Source organism: Maritalea mobilis (genome assembly GCF_019800885.1).
Classification (GTDB): Bacteria; Pseudomonadota; Alphaproteobacteria; order Rhodobacterales; family Rhodobacteraceae; genus Roseibacterium; species Roseibacterium beibuensis.
Genome location: NZ_JAHVKE010000001.1, coordinates 518010 through 536294 on the forward strand (window position 1 = coordinate 518010; position 18285 = coordinate 536294).

19 protein-coding genes are annotated in these 18285 nt (G+C 66.6%); 8 read left to right on the forward strand and 11 right to left on the reverse strand.

Annotated features, from left to right (window positions below; translation table 11 throughout):
- Positions 1-21: 21 nt before the first annotated feature.
- Together guaA and KUV65_RS02625 are read right to left on the reverse strand one after the other, a co-directional pair.
- On the reverse strand, positions 22-1599 hold the full coding sequence (guaA, locus tag KUV65_RS02620) for a glutamine-hydrolyzing GMP synthase (protein WP_222187302.1): 1578 nt from the start codon (positions 1597-1599) through the stop codon (positions 22-24).
- Positions 1600-1695: 96 nt separating this feature from the next.
- Complete coding sequence (locus KUV65_RS02625; protein WP_222187303.1) at positions 1696-2397, reverse strand: outer membrane protein; 702 nt, start codon at positions 2395-2397, stop codon at positions 1696-1698.
- A 285-nt stretch (positions 2398-2682) separates the two neighbouring features.
- Between KUV65_RS02625 and KUV65_RS02630 the strand changes: the two genes are divergently transcribed.
- Positions 2683-4239 carry a trimethylamine methyltransferase family protein gene (locus KUV65_RS02630; protein WP_222187304.1) on the forward strand — a complete coding sequence of 519 codons (1557 nt, stop codon included), beginning with the start codon at positions 2683-2685 and terminating at the stop codon, positions 4237-4239.
- Between the two features lie 23 nt (positions 4240-4262).
- Here KUV65_RS02630 and KUV65_RS02635 read toward each other — a convergent pair whose 3' ends face one another.
- On the reverse strand, positions 4263-4502 hold the full coding sequence (locus tag KUV65_RS02635) for a DUF6477 family protein (protein WP_222187305.1): 240 nt from the start codon (positions 4500-4502) through the stop codon (positions 4263-4265).
- A gap of 212 nt (positions 4503-4714) precedes the next feature.
- Here KUV65_RS02635 and KUV65_RS02640 point away from each other — a divergent pair, with 212 nt between their 5' ends.
- The 3 genes from KUV65_RS02640 (at position 4715) to KUV65_RS02650 (ending at position 8349) form a co-directional block, all read left to right on the forward strand.
- Positions 4715-5866, forward strand: a complete 1152-nt coding sequence (locus tag KUV65_RS02640) for a DUF6456 domain-containing protein (protein ID WP_222187306.1) — start codon at positions 4715-4717, stop codon at positions 5864-5866.
- Between the two features lie 127 nt (positions 5867-5993).
- Positions 5994-6944, forward strand: a complete 951-nt coding sequence (gene lipA, locus KUV65_RS02645; RefSeq protein ID WP_222187307.1) for a lipoyl synthase — start codon at positions 5994-5996, stop codon at positions 6942-6944.
- 52 nt (positions 6945-6996) lie between these two features.
- On the forward strand, positions 6997-8349 hold the full coding sequence (locus KUV65_RS02650) for an SEL1-like repeat protein (RefSeq protein ID WP_222187308.1): 1353 nt from the start codon (positions 6997-6999) through the stop codon (positions 8347-8349).
- A 72-nt stretch (positions 8350-8421) separates the two neighbouring features.
- Here KUV65_RS02650 and KUV65_RS02655 read toward each other — a convergent pair whose 3' ends face one another.
- From KUV65_RS02655 to hpt, 5 genes are all read right to left on the reverse strand, one after another.
- Entirely contained in the window at positions 8422-9315 is an 894-nt protein-coding gene (locus KUV65_RS02655) for a c-type cytochrome (RefSeq protein WP_222187309.1), read from the reverse strand.
- 67 nt (positions 9316-9382) lie between these two features.
- Positions 9383-9847 carry a c-type cytochrome gene (locus KUV65_RS02660; protein ID WP_222187310.1) on the reverse strand — a complete coding sequence of 155 codons (465 nt, stop codon included), beginning with the start codon at positions 9845-9847 and terminating at the stop codon, positions 9383-9385.
- Positions 9848-9959: 112 nt separating this feature from the next.
- A complete protein-coding gene (locus tag KUV65_RS02665; RefSeq protein WP_222187311.1) occupies positions 9960-10142 on the reverse strand; it encodes a hypothetical protein in 183 nt (60 codons plus the stop codon).
- A 1-nt stretch (position 10143) separates the two neighbouring features.
- The gene (locus KUV65_RS02670) at positions 10144-11112 is read right to left on the reverse strand and encodes a hypothetical protein (RefSeq protein WP_222187312.1); all 969 of its coding nucleotides are present in this window, start codon (positions 11110-11112) and stop codon (positions 10144-10146) included.
- Between the two features lie 156 nt (positions 11113-11268).
- Positions 11269-11832, reverse strand: coding sequence for a hypoxanthine phosphoribosyltransferase (gene hpt, locus KUV65_RS02675; RefSeq protein WP_374107052.1), 564 nt, complete (start codon positions 11830-11832; stop codon positions 11269-11271).
- 90 nt (positions 11833-11922) lie between these two features.
- Between hpt and KUV65_RS02680 the strand changes: the two genes are divergently transcribed.
- Complete coding sequence (locus KUV65_RS02680) at positions 11923-12381, forward strand: type II toxin-antitoxin system RatA family toxin (RefSeq protein WP_222187313.1); 459 nt, start codon at positions 11923-11925, stop codon at positions 12379-12381.
- Positions 12382-12464: 83 nt separating this feature from the next.
- Here KUV65_RS02680 and KUV65_RS02685 read toward each other — a convergent pair whose 3' ends face one another.
- Genes KUV65_RS02685 through KUV65_RS02695 form a run of 3 tightly spaced genes read right to left on the reverse strand, consistent with a single transcriptional unit; the run spans position 12465 to position 14604 of the window.
- Positions 12465-12947 (reverse strand): CinA family protein, encoded by a 483-nt coding sequence (locus tag KUV65_RS02685; protein WP_222187314.1) that lies wholly within the window; start codon positions 12945-12947, stop codon positions 12465-12467.
- Positions 12944-13438, reverse strand: a complete 495-nt coding sequence (locus tag KUV65_RS02690) for a phosphatidylglycerophosphatase A family protein (RefSeq protein WP_222187315.1) — start codon at positions 13436-13438, stop codon at positions 12944-12946. Before KUV65_RS02690 ends, KUV65_RS02685 begins: the two co-directional genes overlap by 4 nt.
- Positions 13435-14604, reverse strand: a complete 1170-nt coding sequence (locus tag KUV65_RS02695; protein WP_222187316.1) for a bifunctional 2-C-methyl-D-erythritol 4-phosphate cytidylyltransferase/2-C-methyl-D-erythritol 2,4-cyclodiphosphate synthase — start codon at positions 14602-14604, stop codon at positions 13435-13437. Before KUV65_RS02695 ends, KUV65_RS02690 begins: the two co-directional genes overlap by 4 nt.
- 234 nt (positions 14605-14838) lie before the next feature.
- Between KUV65_RS02695 and dusB the strand changes: the two genes are divergently transcribed.
- From dusB to KUV65_RS02710, 3 genes are read left to right on the forward strand one after another with little or no spacing between them, the layout of a single operon-like run.
- Positions 14839-15774 (forward strand): tRNA dihydrouridine synthase DusB, encoded by a 936-nt coding sequence (dusB, locus tag KUV65_RS02700; protein WP_374107064.1) that lies wholly within the window; start codon positions 14839-14841, stop codon positions 15772-15774.
- Complete coding sequence (locus tag KUV65_RS02705) at positions 15771-16844, forward strand: two-component system sensor histidine kinase NtrB (protein WP_222187318.1); 1074 nt, start codon at positions 15771-15773, stop codon at positions 16842-16844. Before dusB ends, KUV65_RS02705 begins: the two co-directional genes overlap by 4 nt.
- A gap of 36 nt (positions 16845-16880) precedes the next feature.
- Positions 16881-18254 carry a response regulator gene (locus tag KUV65_RS02710; RefSeq protein ID WP_222187319.1) on the forward strand — a complete coding sequence of 458 codons (1374 nt, stop codon included), beginning with the start codon at positions 16881-16883 and terminating at the stop codon, positions 18252-18254.
- Positions 18255-18285: the final 31 nt, after the last annotated feature.

The following is an 18285-nucleotide window of genomic DNA, read 5'->3' on the forward strand; positions in this document are numbered from 1 at the left end:
CCGCGTCCGCGCATTAGGTCCTTATTCCCACTCGATGGTGCCCGGCGGTTTCGAGGTGATGTCATAGGTCACCCGGTTGATGCCCTTCACCTCGTTGATGATCCGCGTCGCGGTTTCGCCAAGGAACTCATGGCTGAACGGGTAGTAATCGGCGGTCATGCCATCGACCGACGTGACCGCGCGCAGCGCGCAGGCATAGTCATAGGTCCGCCCGTCGCCCATCACGCCGACGGTGCGCACCGGCAGGATCGCGACGAAGGCCTGCCAGATCTCGTCATAGAGGCCGTGTTTGCGGATCTGGTCGATATAGACCGCGTCGGCCTTGCGCAGGATCTCCAGCTTCTCTCGGGTAATCTCGCCGGGGCAGCGGATGGCAAGGCCGGGGCCGGGGAAGGGGTGCCGCCCGATGAAGCTGGCGGGCAGGCCCAACTCGTGACCCAAGGCGCGGACCTCGTCCTTGAACAGCTCGCGCAGCGGCTCGACCAGTTTCAGGCCCATCTTCTCGGGCAGGCCGCCAACATTGTGATGGCTCTTGATCGTGACGCTGGGGCCGCCGGAAAACGACACCGATTCAATCACATCCGGGTAAAGCGTGCCTTGGGCGAGGAACTCCGCCCCCTCGATCTGGTCGGCGTATTTCTGGAACACGTCGATGAAGAGCTTGCCGATGGTCTTGCGCTTCGTTTCCGGATCGGAAACGCCCTCCAGCGCGCCGAGGAACAGCTCGCTCTCGTCGGCATGGATCAGCGGGATGTTGTAGTGGTCGCGGAACATGCCGACCACTTCCTCGGCCTCGTTCTGCCGCAACAGCCCGTGGTCGACGAAGACGCAGGTCAACTGGTCGCCGATCGCCTCGTGGATCAGTACGGCGGCCACGGAGGAGTCGACGCCGCCCGACAGGCCGCAGATCACCTGCGCATCGCCCACCTGTTCACGGATCAGGCGGATCGCCTCGTCGCGATAGGCAGCCATGGTCCAGTCGCCCTTGAACCCGGCCAGCCGCACGAAGTTTTCATACAGCGTCTTGCCGTTGGGGGTGTGGTGTACCTCGGGGTGGAATTGCACGGCGAAGTAGTTGCGGTCCAGGTCGGCGGTGATGGCGAAGGGCGCACCGGGCGAGGTTGCGATCACCTCGAAACCGGGGGCAATGCGGCTGACATGGTCCCCATGGCTCATCCACACCTGCTCGCGCCCATCCAGGAACCAGCCGTTCAGCAGATCGATGCGCTTTTCCGCAGGCTCCACATAGGCGCGACCGAACTCGGCCGTGCCCTCGCCGCGCAGCACCTCGCCGCCCAGCATGTGCATCATCACCTGCTGGCCATAGCAGATGCCCAGGATCGGCACGCCGAGGTCAAAGACCTTCTGCGGCGGGCGGGGGGAGCCGTCGTCGATCACGCTGGCCGGCCCGCCGGAAAAGATCACAGCCTTCGGCGCAAAGTCGTCGAGGAAGGCGTCGGTGACATTCTGGAACGGGTGGATCTCGCAATAGACATTCAGCTCGCGCAGGCGACGGGCGATCAGTTGCGTGACCTGGCTGCCGAAATCGATGATCAGCAGGCGTTCGTGATGGCGGGCGGGATCAACGGCGGTGCTCATGGGCTGCCTCTAAGCGACGCAACGAAATTGGGCAAGATAGAGCACGAAAAAACGGGCCTCAAATTGGGCCCGTTTTGTCATGAAGATGTCTGATGCTCAGAACTGGAACAGAACGCCGATCTCGACAGTCGTGAAGTTGAAATCAACCTCGGCTACGTCACCGCCGGAAACGCCATACTCTTCTTCACCGAAGGCATAGTGGGTGATGCCGCCGCGCACACGCATGGACTCACTCACCGCATATTCCATTCCCACGCCAATCGTGAAGCCGGTCGCGGTTTCCTCGCTGCCATCGTTGGCCAGACCGATTGTCGAAACTTCAACATTTGCAGCGGCGAGGCCGAGAGAGCCATACACCATCATCTGGTCATTCATGAGATAGCCCAGCCGACCGCTGAGCGAAACCATCGAGTCAATGGCAATGTTGCAATCGAAAGAGGTATTGGGGCAGGGCTCGGACCCGTCAATGTCCACCGCTGAGAGCGCAACCTCTGCACCGTAAACGAGATTGCCGTTTTGCATATTGTAGCCAATCAGGCCGCTGATCATGTGCCCGTCAATGTCGCCTTCGCCATCGCCGGGAAAGTCTGTGGTTGCGGGCGGAACGAACTCGCCTTCATAGATGCCATGGCCGAAGCTCAGGCTCCCTCCAACATAAACACCCGTCCAATCATAGATTGGCTCAGGAATGATCGTAACTGGCGGCGGAGGTGTTTCGACAACGCCTCCTGCAAAGGTAGCACACGTGCTAGCCAGAAGGGCTGCGGCGGACAGTTTCACAAGCTGGACGCTTTTCATAACGTTCCCCCAATCGAGAGCTTTTGAATTGACCTAAGGTTAACACCACCTCAGCGAATATGCGATGAGTCGTGGTTTCCCTAAGGTAATTCATTCGCCCCGTGATCACTCTGCAACATATCATATGCAACGGTCGGATTAAAAAGAAAAAATTGACGCTGTCACACGGTTGCCCTTGGCGGACATGTCGTTTTCCCGCTGAACTTGCCGCAATTCGGCTGCGTCCGGCCGCGCTATATCGCTAGAACCGCGTGAAACAGGGCTCCGCAAGCGGGAGGATTCGAGATGGCCGAAGCACAGGCACAGGGCGCGCGACGGCGCGGGCGCGGGGCAGGCGGCGGGGCGGCGCGGCGCGCGGCGCGCTCGGCGGTGAGTTTCGAGACCGCCTGCTTCATCGAGCGCAACATTCCCAATCTCGAAATGCTGAACGAAGAGGCGCTTCAGATCATCGAGGAGAATGCCGAAACGATCCTCGAAGAGATCGGCGTTGCCTTCGTCGAGAACCCCGCCGCGCTGGAGCGCTGGAAAGAGGCCGGGGCCGATGTGCAGGGCGAACGCGTCCGCATCCCGCGCGGCCTGGCGCGGAAACTCTGCGCCACCGCTCCGTCGCGCTTCACCCAGATCGCCCGCAACCGCGCCCGCGACGTCGAGATCGGCGGCGGCAGCCTGGTGCTCGCGCCTGTCTACGGACCGCCCTTCGTGCGCGATTACGAGGGCGGACGCCGCTACGCCACGATGGCCGATTTCGAGAAGCTGGTGAAACTGGGCTACATGTCCGAATGGCTTCACCATTCCGGCGGCACCGTGTGCGAGCCGACCGACGTGCCGGTCAACAAGCGCCATTTCGACATGCTCTACGCGCATATGAGCCTTAGCGACAAACCCTTCATGGGTTCGGTCACCGACCCGTCGCGCGCGCTCGACTCCATCGAGATGGCCAGGATCCTCTTCGGGGACGAGGTCGTTGACCAGAACTGCGTGATGACCTCGCTCATCAACATCAACTCGCCGCTGACCTTCGACGCGACGATGATGGGCGCGCTGGAGCATTACGCCGCCGCCGGTCAGGCCTGCATCGTCTCCCCCTTCATCGTGGGCGGCGCGATGGCGCCCGTCTCGGTCATGGGGACGCTGACGCAGGTGCTGGCCGAAGTGCTGGCCGGCGTCGCCTACAGCCAGCTGATCCGCCCCGGCGCGCCGGTGATTTTCGGCGCTTTCGTCACCTCGATCGACATGAACTCGGGCGCGCCCACCTTCGGCACGCCCGAGGCTGCGCAGATCACCAACGGCGCCGGGCAGCTGGCCCGCCGCCTCGGGCTTCCCTACCGCTCGGGCGGGGGCTTCACCGGCTCGAAACTGCCCGATGCGCAGGCCGCCTACGAGAGTGCGAACACGCTCAACAACGCGCTTCTGTCGGGCGTGAATTTCATGCTCCACGCCTGCGGCTGGCTGGAAGGCGGGCTTGTCTCCAGCCCCGAGAAATTCGTCATGGATGCCGATCAGCTTGGCACGCTGCACAAGCTGGCCGCGGGCATTCCCACCGACGAGAACGCGCAGGCGATGGACGCCATCCGCGAGGTCGGGCCGGGCGGCCACTACCTTGGCTGCGCGCATACCCAGGCCAATTACCAGACGGCCTTCTGGCGCACCAAGCTGCTGGATTACAAACCCTTCGAGACCTGGGCCGAGGAGGGCGAGCGCAGCACCTATGAACTCGCCACCCAACGGGTCGGCAAGATGCTGGGCGATTACCAGCAGCCCGCGCTGGACCCCGCCGTGGACGAGGCGCTGAAGGATTACATCGCGCGGCGCAAGTCCGAGATGCCCGACGCCTTCATCTGAGGCGCCGGGGCGAGCCCGTTTCATCAGGCCGACCGCGCCGCGGACAGAAGCGCGCTCATCACCTGCACATGGCGGCGGGGCGAATAGCCCAGGCCGCCACCCAGCCGCGCGGCGTTCAGCATCTCTTCTTCCGCCAGCAGGGCGGAGACTGGGCGGCGCGCGGCGCGGCGATGCGCGCATCCCGCCTCAGCCGCGATGCGGGCGGCCTGAACCAGCAGGCCGGGGCGGTGCAGATGGGCGAGTCGGGTGGCAAGATCGGTCATGGAAACCTCCGGGTCCGTGGCATGTCAGAGGGCCACAGCCTGCACCGGCCGGCACCGGTGTTGCGCCGATCCCGAAACCTGCGTTCGCACGGCATCGCTTTGTTAACAATTCGGAAACAAATTCCCTGTAATCCCCTGATTTTAACTAATCAGTAATCAATCCAAACAAAACCTGACCCCTGTCGTCCTGACGTGAGACGAGGAGGGGACCTATGACTTTGACCGTACTGCCCGAAGACACCTGCCCCGGCTTGACCCTGCCGGGCTGGCTTCCGGTTTCGACGCGTCAATACCTCGTCCATGTCGCCGGGGGGCAATCGCTCCGCCGGATCGCCGAAGCCTCCGGCCAAGCCCCCTCGACCGTGTGTCGGCGGGTCCATCGGATCGAGGCACGGCGCGAGGACCCGTTGCTGGACGAGGCGCTGGATGCGCTCGCCCACCAGGCCACTGCCCGCAGGCAGCCAGACAAGGAAGCACAGGAGCACGAGCATATGTCAGCCCATTTCCCGACCCCCGCCACAATGGACGAAGCCACCATCACCCGCGAGGCCCGCCGCATCCTGCGCCGCCTGTGCGAGACGGGCGCGGTGCTCGCCGTGGCGCACGACATGGACAAGGCGGTGGTCCTGCGCCCCGGCGCGGCCCCCGGCGAGCAGACCCGCACCGCCGTGGTGGACCGCCGCGTGGCGCAGGCCTTTGCCGTGAAGGACTGGATCTCGTGCCTGCGCAAGGGGCGGGTGGCGCGCTACGGGATCACGCGGGCGGGCCGCGCGGCGCTCAAGCGGCTGATCGACGAGGATCGCCGCCGCCGCCACGCGGCACAGGGCTTTGCCGAGGCACCGTCGAGCTTTGCCGCGCAGCACGCCACCTTCGGCCCTGTGCCGATCACGGGCGAGGATGGCCAGCGCACCGAGATCCGCGTGAACATCGCCGAGTCGCCCCTGGCGGGGCTGGCGCGGCGCAAGGGGCAGGACGGGCAGCCCTTCCTCACGCCCGATCTGGTGCAGGCGGGCGAGCGCCTGCGCGAGGATTTCGAGCGCGCCCAAATGGGCCCGCGCGTCGGCCAGAACTGGGACAGGTTCCTGACCGCCGGGGCCGATCGCGGCGGGTTTCTCAACGATAGCGGCATCGGCGAGGGGCCGCGCGCCGCGCGCCAACGGGTGTCCGACGCGCTGGATGATCTCGGGCCGGGGCTGGCCGACGTGGTGACGCGGGTCTGCTGTTTCTGCGAGGGGCTGGAGCAGGCCGAGAAGCGCCTCGGCTGGTCGGCACGCTCGGGCAAGATCGTGCTGAAGATCGGCTTGCAACGCCTGCTACGCCATTACGAGATGCGCTACGGCTTCGTGCCCGCCCTGCGCATGTGATCGCGGCCGCATGGCCGGGTTTCGCGACATGCAACCCGGCTGTGCGCCCATGCCCCGTTACAATTGCCTCGAAACGGGTTAGATAGCCCATCAAAGGCGGGCCAACCGGCCCGCGCGGAGGAGACCCATGCGCGATCTGAAGATCCCTGACCAGCGCCACCCCGAAAAGGCGCACCGCCCCGACAACGCCCAGCCGAAGAAACCCGACTGGATCCGGGTCAAGGCGCCCACGGGCGAAGGCTATCGCGAGACGCATCGCATCATGCGCGAGCACAAGCTGGTGACGGTCTGCGAAGAGGCGGGCTGCCCCAATGCCGGCGAATGCTGGAGCCAGGGCCACGCCACCATGATGATCATGGGCGAGATCTGCACGCGCGGCTGTTCCTTCTGCAATATCGCGACGGGGCGTCCCGATGACCTCGACGTGTTTGAGCCGGGCCGGGTGGCCGATGCGGTCAAGAAGCTGGGGCTGAACCATGTCGTCGTGACCTCAGTGGACCGTGACGACCTCGAAGACGGCGGGGCCGAGCATTTCGCCATGACGATCCGCGCCATCCGCAAGCAATCGCCCGGCACGACGATCGAGATCCTGACGCCCGATTTCCTGAAATGCGCCCCCGAGGCGCTGGAAACGGTCGTGGCAGCGAAACCGGACGTGTTCAACCACAATCTCGAGACCGTGCCCGGCCTCTACCCCGAGGTGCGGCCCGGCGCGCGCTATTTCCATTCGCTGCGCTTGCTGCAGCGGGTGAAGGAACTGGACCCGTCGATGTTCACCAAGTCGGGCATCATGGTGGGCTTGGGCGAGGATCGGCAATCGGTTCTGCAGGTCATGGACGACATGCGTAGCGCCGATATCGACTTCCTGACCATCGGCCAGTACCTGCAACCTACGCCCAAGCACCACGCGGTCGACCGCTTCGTGCATCCCGACGAATTCGCGTCCTACGAGAAAGCCGCCTATGGCAAGGGCTTCCTCATGGTCTCGGCCACGCCGCTGACACGGTCGAGCTACCACGCGGGCGACGATTTCGCCCGCCTGCGCGAGAACCGGATGAAGCGCCTGGGCCTCGTGTAAGCGCCGGTTTTCCCCGCTTTCCGGGCATGGATCGGCCCGTTAGGGTTGGTCCATGTTCCGGCGAGTTTTCCCATACATGGCGCTCTGCCTTGCGCTGAGCGGCCCGGTCCACGGCCAAAGCCTGGAGGATGCGCGCGAGGCGCTGGCCACGGGCGATGCCGAGGCCGCGCGCGCGCTATTGGCCGAGCTGATGGCGACGGGTGCGCCCGACGCGCTGGCGCTGGCGGGCCTGATGCTGCGCGACGGGTTGGGCAGCGAGGCCGATCTGCAAGGCGCGATGGCGCTGTTCGAATCGTCCGCCGCGGCCGGGTCTGTCACGGCGCAGGTCGCGCTTGGCCGGATCTACCACCACGGCGCGCCGGGTGTGCCCGTCGATCCGCTTGCGGCGCAACGTTATTACGAGGCGGCGATCGAGGCGGGCAGCGTCGCCGCGCGCACCAACCTTGCCGCGCTGATCGCCTCGGGCGTCTTCGGGCCGCCCAACTGGACCGCGCTGCGGGGCTTGCTGGACACAGCCGCCGAGGAGGGCAGCACGGCGGCGCGGCTGCACCTCGCCGCGCTGTTGGCGCAGGGGTTGGGGGGAGAGGCCGACCCGTTCCGCGCCCGCGACCTGGCTGAGGCGCTGGTGGACGAGGGCGTGCCGGGCGCCGCCCGCCTTTTGGCGCAGATGCAGGTGCAGGGCGTGGGCGGCGCCGCCGACCCCGAGGCTGCCCGCGCGCTGCTGCGCGCCGCCTACGAGGCCGGGGAGGGTGCTGCGGCCACCGATCTTGGCCTTCTGATCCGAGCCGAGGACCCCGAGGCGGCCCTGCGCTGGTTCACCCGCGCCGCCGAGCTTGGCGATGGTTGGGGCGCGCTGAACCTTGGCCGCCTGCTCTCGGATGGGGAGGCCGCGCCCGACGATGACCTGCCGCGCGCGACCGAGCTTTACCGCCAGGCCCACGCGGCCGGGATCGCCGAGGGCAGCTATGCGCTGGCCATCCATCTTTGGGACGGGCTGGGTGTCGAGACCGACCTCGAGGCCGCCCGCACGACCATCCGTCTTGCCGCCGTGCGCGGCAGCGTGGCGGCGATGAATGGCCTGGGCGTGATGCTGGAGACGGGTATCGGCGGCCCGGCCGACCCGCAGGGCGCGCGAGAGGCCTATCGCGACAGCGCCGAGGCGGGTTACGTGCTGGGCGCGTGGAACCTTGCCGATCTGCTGCTGAGCGTTGCCGCAACGCCCGATGACGCGGCCGAGGGCTATGCCTGGTGCCTCTGGGCCATAGCGGCGGAAGTGGACGCGACCTTGCGCGCCCGCCACGAGGCGAGTTGCAACGCCCATGCGCAAACCTTGTCCGAGGCCGTCTTGCGCGCCGCCGAGGCGCGCTTCGCCGAGTTGCCCGACCCTGAAAACGCGATCCGGTAAGAGCGCGCTCCGGTCCTAGAAAGGGCGAGGGTTTTTCACCCGCGCGCAGGCTATGGCGGGGGAGCTTATCGCTCAGTTCTGAGCCGGTGGCAGCACCTTGAGATAGGCCGCGATGGCCTGCCTGTCGGCGTCGGGCAGGTTGGCGAGGTTCAGGATCACGCTGCGCATATGGCCACCCGCGCTGTCGAAGCTGGGGGTGAAGCCGTCGTTGAGATAGGCCGCGATCTCGGTCGTGGACCAGCGCAATTCATCGGGGGTGAGCGCCGGGATGCGGCCCGTTCCGGTGGGGTTAGGCGCGCCGGTCAGCCACGCGGCGCGATCCGGCCCGCCAAGCGCGTCGCGCGGCGTGTGGCATTCGCCGCAATGGGCCAGCGCCTCGGCCAGGTAGCGCCCGCGCGCTTCCTCGGCGCTTAGCTCGCCTTGCACGACGTAATCGTCGGACAGGTAAAGCAGGTTCCAGCCGCCCACCGCGCGCCGGATGTTGAAGGGGAAGCCCACCTCATGGGCGGGCGATTCGGTGTCGTCCTCGGGCAGGGTTTGCAGGAAGGCGAAAAGATCCGCGAGGTCCTGACGCTCGGCCAGCCGATAGGCAGGGTAGGGGAAGGCGGGGTAGTAATGCCGCCCCTCGGGGCTGATGCCGTTCTGCATGGCGGTGACGAACTCGGCCAGGGTCCAGCCGCCTATGCCATGCTCGGGGTCGGGCGAGATATTGGGCGGGTAGAAGGTGCCGAAATCGCTGACCAGCCCTTCGCCCCCCGACAGGATCAGGCGCTCTTCGCCCTCGGCCTCGGCATCCGCGTGACAGGAGGCGCAGCCCCCGGCCCAGAAGATCGCCTCGCCCGCGGCGGCGTCCCCGGTCAGGCCCGCGACCTCGGCCTCGGTCACATGGTCCGGGCGGGTCAGGACCCAGAACGCGGCAAGGCCCAACGCCCCGAGCGCGACGAGAATGCCGAAAAAGCGGCCCATCAAACACCTGTCAGATCAGAAAATGACGAAAGGGGCAGGGCCGGTCCGGCCCCGCCCAGGGTCTTGATCACTGCGCTTCGCGGTAATCGTCGTGGCAGGCGCCACAGGTGCCGCCGACCGGGCCAAGGGCGGCCTGCATCCCTTCCAGCCCGTCGCCCGCGACGGCGGCCAGTGCTTCGGCGGCGGTGCCGAAATCACCCCATTTCGCGGCGAAATCCTCGGGGTTTTCCCAGATCGCGGGCAGGGCGCGCGTGCCATCGAGGCCGAAACTGTCCGTCCCCTCGGGCCAATGGAAGGATTGGTTCAGCATCGAGATGGTCAGAAGGTTGGAGGCCGCCGCACTTGCGGCGTCGGCATCGTACTCGGTATTGCCGCGGGCCATCTGCCCAAGCACGCCGATGTTGAGCGCCATGATGCGGAACTGGCCCTGGCGCGCCTCGACCGGGGCGGGCAGGTCCTGCGCGACGGCGACCGCGCCGGAAAAGGTGAGCGCTGCGAGGCCGGTGGCAATGATCTTGCTGAAACGGGGCATTGGGAAACCTCCTTTGAAGCTGGACACTCCCCTGAGGCTAGACGTCGCAGGCGAGAGGTCAATCAAAGCTTCTGTGTAACGGCGCAGGGGTGTGTGCGCGCGCGGGCAGGGCCTAACGCCAGCCCCGCCCGCGAAAGTTCTCGACCGTCAACGCCTCGGGCCAGCCCAAAAAATACTCGTAGATCCCAAGCGCCAGGGCCGCGGCGATGACGGACAACACGAGGATGACCCGTTTGGCGGAGGGCGGGTTGCGGGCCCAGCCCACCGCCCGCAGGAGCCAGTTGAACGGGAACATCTCAGAAGTTGACGCTGGCTTCGAGCCCCCAGAAGGCCGTGTCGTCGAAGACCGTCGCATGACCGCCAAGGCCAAGGCCGTTCTCCCCGATATATTCGGCACCGACGCGCGCCAGCGTCTCTGACCCGCCGCCGAGGTCCAGCATGGTAATGTCGCCGCCCACGCTCAGGCCCGGGATCGCATCCAGCGCGTATTCGGCCCCAAGCTCGAAACTGGTGTTGTCGGCGTCGAAGCCGACGCCGTTCGACAAGATGCCGTGCACGGTGAACCAGCCATCGTCATAACGCCCGCCCATCCAGAGCCGGTGATCGAGGTCGGTGCCGGTGTCGACGGCGAACTCGGTTCCGGCAAACAGCTGGACGGTATCGGTGATGTGATAGAGGCCCGACAGCGCGTAGATCTGCCCGTCGCCATCGGTGTCGTAATGCGCGCTGAGACCGGCTTCGATGGTGCCGTAATCGCCGAAATAGGACAGGCCGAGGGCCGGGTCGCTGCCGTAGGAGATCTGGCGCAACCCGCTGGCTTGCCCTGCCACCTCGACCAGCAGCGAGGCCTGATCGGCGCCGCCGAAGCGCAGCGACCGCTCCGGCAGGAACAACTCGATGGCCGAGGGCGAGCGGCCTAACTGGATCTCGCCTGCGCCGAAATCGTAGAACAGGTAGATGTCGTAATAGTCGAGCGTGTCGGTGTCGAACTCGTTGATTGCGAACACGTCGAAGCCAAGGCCGACCCGGCGATCGGGATCGAAATGGAAGCGCCCCTCGGCATCAAGGCTGACATAGGCCATGCTGTCGAGCGCGCCGCGATCGTTGGCGGCATAGCCAAGCGCGATGCGACCGTCGAGGTCGAAAGGGTCGGAATAGCCTTGCGCATGCGCCAGATCGGCGGCGCTGGACAGGGCAAGTGCCGACAGTATGGCTGCGGAGAACGCGAAGGAAGCGCGCGAACGGGGCGCGAGTGCTCGGGTCACGGGGATACCTCAATAACTGCTCTGTTGGCCTGGTCGTTAGCCGCCAGGTTTGCGGCGATCTTAACACGAACCCGTAAAGGCGCGCCATGCACGTCGTCGCGGCAGCCGCGCGGCGACCGCTTGCGTGGCCCGGGTGCAACGCCCTTGGAGAGACGCTCAGGCGGTTTCGTTGGCGGGCGTTTCGGCCAGCATCCGCACCTTGCCGATGAAGGGCAGGTTCCGGTTGCGCTGTGCATAGTCGATGCCGTAGCCGACGACGAATTCGTCGGGAATTTCAAAGCCGATCCAGTCCGAGCGGATATCGACCTCGCGCCGGGTGGGCTTGTCGAGCAGGGCGATGGTCTTCAGCCGCCGTGGCTCGCGCGATTTGAGCAGGTTCACGACATGGTGCAGCGTGTGGCCGGTGTCGACGATATCCTCGACCACCAGAACGTCGCGCCCCGCGATCTCGCCGCGCAGGTCCTTGAGGATGCGCACCTCACGCGAGCTTTTCATCGCGTTGCCGTAGGAGGACGCTTCGAGGAAATCGACCTCGACCGGCAGGTCGATCTCGCGCACCAGGTCGGCGATGAAAACGAAGCTGCCGCGCAGCAGGCCAACCACGACCAGCTTCTCGGTGCCGGCGAAGGCTTTCTCGATTTCGCGCGCCAGATCCTCGATCCGGGCGGCGATGGTCTTGGCCGAGATCATCTGATCGACCGCGTAGTCGGGCTGCGCCATTTGGTCCCCCGCAGAAAAAGGTTTGAAACCTTGAATTTCCGGCCCGCTTTTAAGACATCCCTCTCACCGGTGAAAGACGAAAGGCCCGCGATGCCCGCGCATTCAGAGACTCGAACGCTGCCCTATACCGCCCGACAGATGTACGATCTGGTGGCCGACGTGGCGCGATACCCCGAGTTCATTCCCTGGATTGCTGCCAGCCGCGTGCGCTCGGTCACGCCCGAGGGCGAGTATGCGGTGATGCTGGCCGACCTGGTGGTCGGCTTCAAGATGTTCCGCGAGCGATTCCTCAGCCGCGTTACGCTGTGGGAAGAGAAGCAGAAGATCGACACCGAGTATATCGAGGGGCCGTTCCATCACCTGCTGTCGACCTGGCAGTTCCGCGATCTGCCCGAAGGCGGCTGCGAGGTGGCCTTCAGCGTCGATTTCGAGTTCAAGAACCGCATCCTGCAAGGGGCGGCGGGGCTGTTCTTCATGGAGGCGATGCAGCGGATCGTGCGTGCCTTCGAGACGCGGGCCCAAGCGCTCTACGGCACGGGCGTAGCATAATTTTCCTTAAAAATTATGCGGCCTCGGTGGCCAGTGTCGCGCCCAAAGGCCGAGCGCGCGATTGACGGCGTGCCGCAAGATTTTCAGGAAAATCCTGCCTCTTCCCCGGCCGCTCGCAGGAGGAGGGACAGGGCATGCTCCACGGTGCGGCGGCGCACCTCGGTCCGTCCAGGCGCGCCGAACTCGACTGTTTCCGTCATCACCGCGACACCCGTGGCGAGGCCGAAACACACGCGCCCCTCCGGCTTGTGGTCCGACCCGCCGGGGCCCGCGATGCCAGTGACAGAGATGGCGACCTGCGCCGCGGACCGGTCCAACGCGCCGCGCGCCATTTCGGCGGCGACCTCTTCGCTGACCGCGCCGTGGGCGTCGAGCGTGGCCGGCGACACGCCCAGCATGTCGATCTTGGCGGCGTTGGAATAGGTGACGAAGCCCCGGTCGAAGACGGCGGACGATCCCGGCACCTCGGTGATCGCGCCTGCGATCAGGCCGCCGGTGCAGCTTTCGGCGGTGGCCATCATCCAGCCGCGCGCCTTCAGCGCCGCGATGACCTCGGCCGCGCTCATCCCAAGATCATCGGGATATGCGCGATGGCGGCGGCTACCGCGACGACGAGCGCCGCCAGCCAGCCCGCGATCACGTCATCGGCCATGACGCCGAACGCCCCCGGCTTGCGGTCGGCCCAGCCCACGGGGCCGGGCTTCCAGATGTCGAAGGCGCGGAAGGCGACGAATGCGGTGATGACGCCCGGGTAAAGGTCCCAGAAGCCGACGCCCGCGAAGACCGCGCCGTAGGAGACCGGCCAGAGCGCGATCCACTGGCCCACGACCTCGTCGATCACGATCTCGGACGGGTCCTTGTTCTCGGCCCCGTCGGTTTCGCGCGCCACCGCCCACCACCCCAGCAGGGTGACGATCAGCGTGGCAGCAAAGAGGGCAACGAAGCCGCCAAGCGCGTGCAGCCCCCAGGCCAGCGGGATCGCGGCCAGGCTGCCCCAGGTGCCGGGGGCGGGTCTCAGGTAGCCGATATAGGCCAGCGTCGCGATGATGCGGGTCATGCTTTCACCAAGGTCACGGTGGCCAGCGCCGCGATCCCTTCCTCGCGGCCGGGAAAGCCGAGGCGTTCGGTGGTCGTTGCCTTGACCGAGACGCGCGCGGCCTCGATCCGCAACAGCTCGGACAGGCGCGCGCGCATCGGCGCGGCGTGCGGGCCGATCTTGGGCCGCTCGCAGATCAGGGTCAGGTCCGCGTTGGTGATCGTGAACCCCATCTCGGCGGCAAGATCGACGGCATGGGTCAGGAAGATATGGCTTTCCGCGCCCTTCCATTGCGGATCCGAGGGCGGGAAATGCGTGCCGATATCGCCCATGGCGAGTGCGCCATAGATCGCGTCCGTCACCGTGTGCAGGCCCACATCTGCGTCGGAATGGCCCTGTAGCCCGCGCTCATGCGGGATGGCCACGCCACAGAGCATGACATGGTCGCCCTCGCCGAACCGGTGCACATCGAACCCGTTGCCGGTGCGAATATCCATCTGTCCCTCCAGGTATCGGGCGGCGCGGGCGAAATCCCCCGCCGTGGTGATCTTGAGATTGGCCTCGTCGCCTTGGGTGATGGCGACGGTCAGGCCATGGGCGCGGGCGACCTCGACATCATCGGCGGCGCCGCCGGGATGCGCGTCATGCGCCGCGCGGATCTGCGCAAGGTGAAAGCCTTGCGGCGTCTGGGCGCGCCAGAGGCCCTCGCGCGACTGGGTGCCGGTGACGGTCTCCGCCCCGCGCCAGAGCGCATCGGTGACGGCAAGGGCAGGGGCCGCCCCGTCATGGCTGCGCAGCGCCTCCAGCACCCCGTCGATCACCGCGCGGCTGACGAGGGGGCGCGCGGCGTCGTGGATCAGCACCACGTCGCAGGCGTCATCCACCGCAGCCAGCCCCGCCCGGACCGAGGCGTCGCGCGTGGCCCCGCCGATGACGTCGAGAAGGGGCGCGCGGGTTCTTGGCCGCGCCGCGGCGAAACGCTCGGAATCATCGCTGTGGCGCACCACCACGATCTGCTGCACCGCCGGGTGCGCATCCAGCGCGGCCAGCGTGCGCGCCAGCACGGGCTGTCCGGCCAAATCCCTGTATTGCTTGGGCAATCCACCGCCCGCCCGCGTCCCGCGACCGGCCGCGACGACCAGGGCGGCGGCTTTGAGCGGGGCGGTGCTGCGATCTTGCGGGTCCATGGGCGGGGGTGTAGGCCCAAACCAGTTCGGGCACAATCACCTGCGCTGCGTGATGAATTTCCGGGCGCTGTGATTAATTTTTGGGCGACGCCCCGCGCATCCCACTTTGTCACAAGACTTTCCTTTGAACTCCCCGCGTAGCCGCACTATCCCGAACCCATCTGCACAAGGATTGAGCATTTGTCCGTTTCGCTGGCATGCCGCCACCTGACGCCGCCGGTATTCCTTGCCCCGATGGCCGGGATCACCGATCTGCCGTTCCGTCGCCTCGTGGCGCGGTTCGGGGCTGGGCTGGTCGTGTCGGAAATGGTCGCGAGCCAGGAGATGGTGGAAGCCAAGGCGTCGGTCCGGGCGCGCGCCGAGCTGGGCTTCGGCCTCGACAACACGGCGGTGCAGCTGGCCGGGCGCCAGGCGCATTGGATGGCCGAGGCCGCGCGGATCGCCGAAGGGCAGGGCGCACGGTTCATCGACATCAACATGGGCTGCCCCGCCAAGAAGGTGACAAGCGGCTATTCCGGCTCGGCCCTGATGCGCGACCTCGACCACGCGCTGTCGCTGATCGAGGCGGTGGTGGGCGCGGTGCGCGTGCCCGTCACGCTGAAGACGCGTCTTGGCTGGGATGACGAGGTGCGCAACGCGCCGGAACTGGCCCGGCGGGCCGAGGCGGCGGGCATCCAGATGGTCACGATCCATGGGCGCACCCGCTGCCAGTTCTACAAGGGGCGGGCCGATTGGGCCGCGATCCGCGCGGTGAAGGAGGCGGTGAGCATCCCGGTCATCGCCAATGGCGATATCGTGGACGCGCGCAGCGCGCGGGCGGCGCTGGCGGCTTCGGGCGCGGATGGCGTGATGGTGGGCCGCGGCGCGCAAGGCGCACCCTGGGTGCTGGCGGAAATCGCGGCGGAGCTGTTCGGCGCGGAACCGCCCGATATCCCCGAGGGCGGGGCGCTGACCGACATGGTGGCCGCCCATTACGAGGACATGCTGGCCTTCTACGGGCGAGACCTCGGCCTGCGCGTCGCGCGCAAGCACCTGGGCTGGTACATGGACAGGGCCGCCACACCGGCAACCCTGCGCCGCGACGTTCTGACGGCACGGAGGCCGGAGGCTGTTCTCGCGCGTCTGCCCGATGCCCTGACCAAGCCAGGCGAGGAGGCGCAGGCCGCATGAGCATCCCCTCGGACATGCTGTGGGCCTCGCTGCCGCTGCCCGCCCTGATCATCGACGGCGCGGATCGCATCTGCAACGTGAACCCCGCCGGCGAGACCTTTCTGAACGCGTCGCGAAAATCCCTCGACGGGCACCCGGTCTGGGACAAGGTCTTTGTCGATGCGCCGCTGGAAGAGGCGTTTTCCCGGGTCCGTACGAACCAGTCCGCGCTTTTTGTCAACGCCGTCGATGTGGGCACCGGCAGCCGCAAACCGGTCTCCTGCGATGTGCAGATCGCGCCGCTCTCCGAGCGGCCGGATCACGTGCTGGTCCTGTTCGAAAACCGCGAACTGGCCGGGCGGCTGGACCGCGCGATGTCCTCCAAGACCGCCGCGAAATCGGCCATCGGCATGGCCGAGATGCTGGCGCACGAGATCAAGAACCCGCTGGCCGGGATCACCGGGGCCGCGCAGCTGATTAGCATGAACGCCAGCGGCGAGGATCGGGAACTGACCGACCTGATCGTGGCCGAGACACGCCGCATCCTGAAACTGCTGGAGCAGGTCGAGGAATTCGGCAATGTCCGCCCGCCCGACCGGCGCGCGGTCAACATCCACGACGTGCTGGACCGCGCCCGCCGGTCCGCTGCCGTGGGCTTTGCCGCGCATATGGAGATCGAGGACGATTATGACCCGTCCTTGCCAGCCACCTGGGCCGATCCCGACCAGTTGCAGCAGGTCTTCCTGAACCTGTTGAAGAACGCGGCCGAGGCCGGCAAGGCGGGCGGCACGATTTGCATTCGCACCTTCTATGAACTCAGCCTCAAGGTCCGCCGCCGCGATGGCAGCGGCGGGGCCGTGCCGCTACAGATCGAGATCATCGACGACGGCCCCGGCATCCCGCCCGACATCGCCGCCGATATCTTCGAGCCTTTCGTCTCGGGGCGCGAGAACGGCACCGGGCTGGGCCTTGCCCTGGTCTCCAAGATCATCGCCGATCACGAGGGCTGGGTCGCGCTGGACAGCGTTCCGGGCCGCACCGTGTTCCGCATCTCGCTTCCTGTCGCGCCGCGTGATGAGGCCCCTGAATGACCCACTTCTCTTTCCTGACGATCGGAGCTTGACCCCATGGACGGCACTGTCCTCGTCGCCGATGACGACCGCACCATCCGCACCGTACTGACCCAGGCGCTGACCCGCGCCGGCTGCAAGGTGCACGCCACCTCCAGCCTGATGACGCTGATGCGCTGGGTCGAGGAGGGGAAGGGTGACCTGGTGATCTCGGACGTGATCATGCCCGACGGCAACGGGCTTGAAACCCTGCCCAAGATCAGCGAGCGGCGCCCGGGCCTGCCGGTCATCATCATCTCGGCGCAGAACACGATCATGACGGCCATCCAGGCGACCGAGGCCGACGCCTATGACTACCTGCCCAAGCCCTTCGATCTGCCCGACCTGATGAAGCGCGCCGCCCGCGCGCTGGACCAGAAGCGCCGCGCACCCGCGCCGAAACCCGCGCCCGAGCTGCCCTCCTCGGCGCAGGAGGATCTGCCGCTGGTGGGGCGCACGGCCTCGATGCAGGCGCTCTACCGTCTGGTGGCGCGGGTGATGAACACCGATCTGCCGGTTCTGATCACCGGCGAAAGCGGCACTGGCAAAAGCCTGATCGCGCGCGCCATTCACGATTTCTCGGACCGGCGCACGCTGCCCTTCGTCGTCGCTTCGGCCAGCGATCTCGACGGGATGGACGGCCCCTCGGTGGTGATCTCGCGCGCTAAGGGCGGGTCGATCCTGTTCGACGAGGTGGGCGATCTGAGTGAAGAGGCGCAGGCCAAGATCGTGCGCATGCTGGACGCCATGGGCGATGCGGCCCCGCGCGTGATGGCGACCAGCCAGAAGGACCTGATGGAAAAGATGGAGGCCGGGGAATTCCGGCAGGACCTTTTCTATCGGCTCGGCGGCGTCACGATCTCGGTGCCCAGCTTGCGCGAACGGGTCGATGACATCCCGCTTCTGGCCACGCATTTCCTAGCCCGCGCCGAACGCGATGGCGCGCCGCTGCGCCGCTTCTCGCCCGAGGCGATGGACATGATCCGCGCCTATTCCTGGCCCGGCAACGTGCGCCAGTTGGAGAACACGATTCGCCGCCTGACGGTCACCAGTCTCGCCGAGGAAATCTCGCGTGGCGAGGTCGAGGCGGTTCTGGGCAGCCAACCCGCGATCGAACCGCTCATGGGCGGCGGCGAGGGTGAGAAGCTTTCGGCCTCGGTCGGCAAGCATCTGCGCCGCTATTTCGACCTGCATGGCGGGGTCTTGCCGCCGCCGGGGCTCTATGCCCGCATCCTGCGCGAGGTCGAAACACCCCTGATCGAGATCGCGCTGGAGGCCACGGGCGGCAACCAGGCGAAATGTGCCGAACTTCTGGGCATCAACCGCAATACCCTCCGCAAGAAAATTACCGACCTCGATATTCGCGTGACTCGCCGCCGCAAGTTGATGTAAAACGGCAACAGTAACGTGGCAGTTGGGAAAC

Excerpts from the sequence above, each read along its gene's own strand:
- guaA (WP_222187302.1), bottom strand. The coding sequence starts at position 1,599 with ATGAGCACCGCCGTTGATCCCGCCCGCCATCACGAACGCCTGCTGATC.
- KUV65_RS02625 (WP_222187303.1), bottom strand. The coding sequence starts at position 2,397 with ATGAAAAGCGTCCAGCTTGTGAAACTGTCCGCCGCAGCCCTTCTGGCT.
- KUV65_RS02630 (WP_222187304.1), top strand. The coding sequence starts at position 2,683 with ATGGCCGAAGCACAGGCACAGGGCGCGCGACGGCGCGGGCGCGGGGCA.
- KUV65_RS02635 (WP_222187305.1), bottom strand. The coding sequence starts at position 4,502 with ATGACCGATCTTGCCACCCGACTCGCCCATCTGCACCGCCCCGGCCTG.
- KUV65_RS02640 (WP_222187306.1), top strand. The coding sequence starts at position 4,715 with ATGACTTTGACCGTACTGCCCGAAGACACCTGCCCCGGCTTGACCCTG.
- lipA (WP_222187307.1), top strand. The coding sequence starts at position 5,994 with ATGCGCGATCTGAAGATCCCTGACCAGCGCCACCCCGAAAAGGCGCAC.
- KUV65_RS02650 (WP_222187308.1), top strand. The coding sequence starts at position 6,997 with ATGTTCCGGCGAGTTTTCCCATACATGGCGCTCTGCCTTGCGCTGAGC.
- KUV65_RS02655 (WP_222187309.1), bottom strand. The coding sequence starts at position 9,315 with ATGGGCCGCTTTTTCGGCATTCTCGTCGCGCTCGGGGCGTTGGGCCTT.
- KUV65_RS02660 (WP_222187310.1), bottom strand. The coding sequence starts at position 9,847 with ATGCCCCGTTTCAGCAAGATCATTGCCACCGGCCTCGCAGCGCTCACC.
- KUV65_RS02665 (WP_222187311.1), bottom strand. The coding sequence starts at position 10,142 with ATGTTCCCGTTCAACTGGCTCCTGCGGGCGGTGGGCTGGGCCCGCAAC.
- hpt (WP_374107052.1), bottom strand. The coding sequence starts at position 11,832 with ATGGCGCAGCCCGACTACGCGGTCGATCAGATGATCTCGGCCAAGACC.
- KUV65_RS02680 (WP_222187313.1), top strand. The coding sequence starts at position 11,923 with ATGCCCGCGCATTCAGAGACTCGAACGCTGCCCTATACCGCCCGACAG.
- KUV65_RS02685 (WP_222187314.1), bottom strand. The coding sequence starts at position 12,947 with ATGAGCGCGGCCGAGGTCATCGCGGCGCTGAAGGCGCGCGGCTGGATG.
- KUV65_RS02690 (WP_222187315.1), bottom strand. The coding sequence starts at position 13,438 with ATGACCCGCATCATCGCGACGCTGGCCTATATCGGCTACCTGAGACCC.
- KUV65_RS02695 (WP_222187316.1), bottom strand. The coding sequence starts at position 14,604 with ATGGACCCGCAAGATCGCAGCACCGCCCCGCTCAAAGCCGCCGCCCTG.
- dusB (WP_374107064.1), top strand. The coding sequence starts at position 14,839 with ATGGCCGGGATCACCGATCTGCCGTTCCGTCGCCTCGTGGCGCGGTTC.
- KUV65_RS02705 (WP_222187318.1), top strand. The coding sequence starts at position 15,771 with ATGAGCATCCCCTCGGACATGCTGTGGGCCTCGCTGCCGCTGCCCGCC.
- KUV65_RS02710 (WP_222187319.1), top strand. The coding sequence starts at position 16,881 with ATGGACGGCACTGTCCTCGTCGCCGATGACGACCGCACCATCCGCACC.